The organism is Aquimarina algicola (genome assembly GCF_006443095.1).
Lineage (GTDB): Bacteria > Bacteroidota > Bacteroidia > Flavobacteriales > Flavobacteriaceae > Aquimarina > Aquimarina algicola.
Genome location: NZ_VFWZ01000014.1, coordinates 1 through 5,758, shown reverse-complemented (window position 1 = coordinate 5,758; position 5,758 = coordinate 1). Strand labels below are relative to the sequence as shown.

General features: G+C 35.0%; 5 protein-coding genes. All 5 read left to right on the top strand.

What is annotated here, in order from left to right; genetic code table 11:
- On the top strand, positions 1 to 875 hold an 875-nt coding region (locus FHK87_RS26480), incomplete at its 5' end, for a hypothetical protein (protein WP_226294430.1).
- 20 nt (positions 876 to 895) lie between these two features.
- Entirely contained in the window at positions 896 to 2,698 is a 1,803-nt protein-coding gene (locus tag FHK87_RS25940; RefSeq protein ID WP_140597827.1) for a DUF4280 domain-containing protein, read from the top strand.
- On the top strand, positions 2,695 to 3,273 hold the full coding sequence (locus tag FHK87_RS25935; RefSeq protein WP_140597825.1) for a toxin-antitoxin system YwqK family antitoxin: 579 nt from the start codon (positions 2,695 to 2,697) through the stop codon (positions 3,271 to 3,273). The genes FHK87_RS25940 and FHK87_RS25935 overlap by 4 nt, the downstream gene beginning before the upstream one ends.
- Positions 3,274 to 3,286: 13 nt before the next feature.
- Complete coding sequence (locus FHK87_RS25930) at positions 3,287 to 3,865, top strand: toxin-antitoxin system YwqK family antitoxin (RefSeq protein WP_140597822.1); 579 nt, start codon at positions 3,287 to 3,289, stop codon at positions 3,863 to 3,865.
- A gap of 11 nt (positions 3,866 to 3,876) precedes the next feature.
- On the top strand, positions 3,877 to 5,758 hold a 1,882-nt coding region (locus FHK87_RS25925; RefSeq protein WP_140597820.1), incomplete at its 3' end, for a hypothetical protein.

The following is a 5,758-nucleotide window of genomic DNA, read 5'->3' as shown; positions in this document are numbered from 1 at the left end:
AAGATGAGCATCAAAAAGCGCAACACATACATTTTGAGATGGATGTGGTCTTTTTAGAACAGATTGATGAAGATACATTTGTGGTTGAATTGCACAAACACCAGATATATCTGGACAATAAAGCACCAAATCTTGTCATGGATCAATTTGCAGGACAGTGCGGGGCGGTTTTATATCCCATGCAGTTATATGTAAACCGTAACCTTTCTGTTTTGGGTATTGCCAATCATCAGGAAATGGTAAACCGATGGCTGGATCAAAAAATAATATTGCAAAAAAACTATTCAGGAAAACAAACCGATGCCATATTGCAAGCAATGGATGATATGATTACAGATCCCCTATTGCTTATTACAGAGATAAAAGAGCAAGATTGGTTTTTTAGTCTTTTCTTTACAAAAATATCAATACACGCTGTACAAGGTGATCAAAATATAGGATATCCATTGGTTCCATATTTGACCCCAATACATTTTACAACCAAAGATTATATTGACTACCACCCTAAGCGACAAGAAGACATTTTGATCACACGATCGGGAGCATATACAGACCCGAGAACAGAAACCGATATAACACAAGGTCGAAAACACCCTACTGACCCTAAAGGCAAAAAACCGGATGGAACGGTAGCGCTCAAGTACCATTTATATAAAGATGCCCCTATTTGGGATGCAATTTTAGGGGGTTGTACAATAAAGTTTCCTTCTGGAGCATTTAAAATAGTAGATGTAGAAATATATCACCTTAAAGATAAAACCCCGAAAACAGCATCGGAACAGCAAGTAGAAATACAAGAAGCAAAACATCAAGAACCTGAACCTAAGAAAAAGAAAAAACGATATTTCTTTTTGGGAAAAGAACTTAAACTGTAGCAGACTAAAAAAATAATAGGATGAGTAAAGGACACGTTGTAGTAGATGGAGCGATATGCAAATGTAAATTTGGAAATACCCCTGATACATTTGTAGTACAGACCCAACAAAAGGGATATATCAATGATGGTGCAGGAAGTAAAAAATTGATAGGCAATACAATGGATATAGGAATGCCATTACAGGCTAAAACTTTCGGACAATGTAAACTACAACCCTCTAACAGTGGGTTTCTACCATGTGTTCCTTCGATTACAGCTTGGCAGGATGTTTATGAAAAAGTAGAACTCCCTAATGGCGGGCAAATCTTAACTGAAAAAAGTAAGGCGACTTGTGCTATTGCAGGAGCATCCTGTATAGAATTTACATATCATGGGCAAACTGCTGCTGCAGGAAATAGTGATATTGAACAAACCAATGCACAAGCGCAAAGCCAGTTAAATCCTTTGGTGAATATGAAGAAGTTTACTGAAGTTACAGAACCAGAAGATTTAAGTGTTGCCCCTGTAGAAGATGAGGCAGTAGAAGACGAAAAGCTAAAGTTTAAAGCTTATTTTCATAGACTTTATGATTATAAAGGAGAGTTTGGGTTTGATTGGATGCGGTATAACTATATCCCGGAGAACAACGCTGATGGTAAGAGCATCTGTGATGATTATGAAAAGTTAAAGAAAGAATACACTCCTTTTACAATAGAAGGAGAAGATTATTTTGTGCCTTGGCTTTCCATGTTCCCAAAACAGGAAGGAGTACAATTAAACTTAACAGTACATATATATAACGATTATATTCCAACTACGGATGAGGACATTATCAAACTTCCTTCTAAAAATGGGATACGTTTTAAGCCGGATGTAATAGATGTAGCGGATGCGGATATGGAAGATGTCCCTATCACCATATATTGCGATGAACCCCTTACAGAAGATACGACCATAGAACTTAAAGATAAAGATGACGAAACTGTAGGCAAAATTCATATTGTTAAAAACGTAGATCACGAACAGTTTCACTTTGAGATCACCCCGGTAAGAATATTAAGAGGGGTTTCTAAAGAGAGTGATAAAGAAGCTATTGAAAATAAAATAGACCTTCCCAAAGGTTTTGGTGACACCAACAAAGATATTACAGGGGATTTACAAAATTTACAAGACTATTTAAACACACAATCTTTGAATCAAGCTTTATTACAATGTAAAATTGGCAAAGTTTATGATATTGTTATAGATGAACAGGAATGGATTGATGATGGGTTGATTGTTGAAGAAGGATGTATGTTTAAAGGAGACGAAGTACTGGATAAATTCAGAAAAGAATTTAAAAGGCAACATCCTAAACAATATTCAAAAAGAGGAATAATTGTATTTCTATCTCCATTAAATAAAGAGAAATCGGGAGGTGAAGGAGAAATCATTGATATTGATGCTAAACAATGTGCTATTTACAATAGTAATTTGTGGAAAAAAACAACATTTGCTCATGAAATTTCACATGTATTAGGTTTATCACATTCCTTTCAAGAAAAAGCTGCTCCTCAGGATATTACAAGGTATAATAAAAGAATAGTTGAAATAGATGATTATTTTAACTATTTATTAAATTCAAGTACTCCCGAGGAAGAAATAGCAAAAGAATGGAATCAGTTTAAGAATGAGTATCGAGAACTTAGAGAATATTTATACATCTATTATAGAAACCCGTTTAAGTTCAAAAAATACGAAACAGAAAATATCATGGATTACAGTAGCACTAGAGTATCTTTCTGGAGATATCAATGGAAAGCTCTACAAGAAGACACAAAAAAATTCTATAGCAAAAAATGAGACTAAAAATAATCACCTTCTTATATATAGTTGCTCTTTCAGTGTTGAATGCGCAACAAAAAGTTGTAAAACCTGCTGTCCTTTCTTCTAACTTAAAGATAGAAAAGCAAAATGAAAATGGATTAGTTATTCATAAAAAGCGTGATGCCAAAATCTTATTAGAAGGCAGATATGAAATATTGATCCAAAAGTTGGATTCCAGCCACAATAATGTTTCATTATTTGGTGGTATTAATACTGGATTTGTAGAAGAGGGAACTTTTGAAAAAGGACTCAAAGATGGTTTTTGGAAAACAAACTATAAAAATAAAATAGTGAAAAAAGAACATTGGAATAACGGTTTAATCTCCAATGAGTACAGTGTTTACAATACCAAAGGAAAATTATTATACCAAGTTGATTTTGGAGCAAAAGGAAATGGCAAGTACAAAGATTTTTACTACAACACAGGAATTCTGAAACAAGAAGGGGGTTATGAGAACGGAAAAAAAGAAGGTGAATGGTGTACTTATGATGAGAAAGGTAAACTGGTTAGCACATTATTATATGATGATGGTAAAGCACAAAACCCTTAAAATCGTTATCAGCATGTTGAAAATAAACAGTCCTGTAATAGTATTAATTCTCTGCTTATCGATCTGCATCTTTTCAAGAGCGCAGCAAGTACCAAAACCCGCTGTTAAAGTTCTCTTTTCCAAAATAGAGAGTATACCTCAGAATGGTCATTATTCTTTTATTTCAAAAAATAGCAAAAAAAAACTCCAAGGAAAATACCAAATATACTTAGAGAAGTTAAGTCCTTCTGATATTCCCATATTAATGGATTCAAACTACATTGTTGAAGAAGGTACTTTTGAAAAAGGACTCAAAGATGGCTTTTGGAAAACAAGCTACAAAAATAAAATAGTGAAGAAAGAACACTGGAATAACGGTTTGATTTCCAATGAATACAATGTTTATAATACTGGAGGAAAATTATTATACCAGATTGATTTTGGAGCAAAAGGAAATGGCAAGTACAAAGATTTTTACTACAATACAGGAATTCTAAAACAAGAAGGGAGTTATGAAAACGGTAAAAAAGAAGGTGAATGGTGTACTTATGATGAGAAAGGTACATTACTCAAAACTATAATATATCATAAAGGTATACTCCAAACCCCATAAAACTTCTAAGCATGATAAAAATAAGTAACCTTATCTTGATAAGTCATAATGAACAGTATAATGAGGCTAATTATGTGGTGACTACACAGCCGGGAGAATATGTTGATGCAAAGGTGGACGTCCCTGCTGAAATGACCAAGGAAGAAAGAGATCAAATCCGTTGGGTAGCTTCTACTGTTATATGGGATCGTGGACCAAATTTTACGATTGAAAACCTACATGAAAATGCGTCTGGTTCTCGAATCAGGGTTAAAATGCATGAAATATACTCAGGGGGTGGCCTTGCATGGTTAGAACCTGTATTTCCAGGAGAAGCCCCTACAAATAAAACACCTAATGGTATTTTTGTGCGTAGCACAGGAAGAAAAGGGATTGCTAAAATAGAATGGCGAGAATACAAGGAAAAACATAATGGCGGTAAGGCAACCGAAAAATTCTATGGGCAATATGTGGAATTGCATGTATATACTCAAGGATTATATGGACATAATCTCCATTTACGCTTAAGTGATTACCTTTATGGAAACAAAGATCTTACTTTTGATGAAGATACCAACGAGACCAACAATGACCATCTGGCTACAGAATTAATACAACAGGTAAAAATTTATGAAGATGCCGGTAACCCTAATAGAAAGTTGCAAAAGGCGATTTTTAAAATTTATCTAGAACACAGATGGATGCGTCTGGCTGCACAATATACAAGGGGTCAGGAAATAGAAATTGGTGGTGTACTGGCTGCAGAAGGGATTAAGCCTTTTCATTTTACAGACAATAAAGACCTTCTAAGAGTAAAAAAGAAAAGCCCGGGAGATACCCATGCCAACCCAGCCTCAAAAGAAGGAAACAAACCCGTAGTAATCGGAAATGTAATGACAGAAGTGGCACATTTTAACAACTGTCGATACAATGGGATTACAAAAACATATCCCGGAACAGAAGAAGCTACCCTTTTTTCTACAAAACAAGATATCAATCTCAATCGAAAAATACTCGATGTCGGGGTAGTCTCTACAAAAGATAGTAACAAGAAACTGACCATATCATTACAAGAAGCAGATGTAAGCCATTGCCATAGAAGTAAAGATCTACACCAAAAAGAAACTATCATCGACGCTACCGAATTGCAAGCTGCTTATGATGATGTAGAGATTTCTGAAGATGGAACCCAACTAAGTTTTACACCGGTATATCCATATGAACATATAGAACCATTGGACGATGTCAAGTTTTTTACAACCTATTTCCCTGCTTTTTTACCTCCTGAAGCAAAGTTTACAATTCCTGTACACTCCTGTGCTTTTGAAAAAGAGGTCAAAATAGCTATACATCCTGATGTTGCCTTTGCATTGCACCTACATATAGGAAAACCAAAGGACTTTAGCGGAAAAAATAAAAACTACTACCGTAAGGTTAATTTAGATAGTAACCCACAACACAAGTTGGTAAGAGGACTTAAAAAGGAAATGAAATGGGTACGGGAAATCTCTAAAGAAGCCAAAATAGTAAAACGACACTTGCCCAACGCAACCCTGAATAGTATTGTTGAAGAAATTGTATATGATTATATTGAAAAAACAGCCGAAGATATTGGGGTTGGGTTACATGGGTATCATTCTTTTGGCACTGCAAATCAGCCCACGATTATTAACTATGCACAACGCTACGAGTGGATTTCTAAAACAATGATCATTACCGGGGTATTATTATCTGCTGCGGTAGATGCCTTGATCATATACATTACTAGAAAGCCTGCCAGTGCGGTAAAAATGACAACTACATGGCAAAAGGTAAAAGGAGCGTATAAGATCAGAAAACGATTTGTAAGTCATAAAAAAATAATTGAAAAGACATTAAGCGGTAAACCAATTGACCCGGCATCACCCAATAATA

Bases quoted from the DNA above. Each gene is read 5' to 3' on its own strand.
- FHK87_RS25935 (WP_140597825.1), top strand. From the start codon at position 2,695: ATGAGACTAAAAATAATCACCTTCTTATATATAGTTGCTCTTTCAGTG.
- FHK87_RS25940 (WP_140597827.1), top strand. From the start codon at position 896: ATGAGTAAAGGACACGTTGTAGTAGATGGAGCGATATGCAAATGTAAA.
- FHK87_RS25930 (WP_140597822.1), top strand. From the start codon at position 3,287: ATGTTGAAAATAAACAGTCCTGTAATAGTATTAATTCTCTGCTTATCG.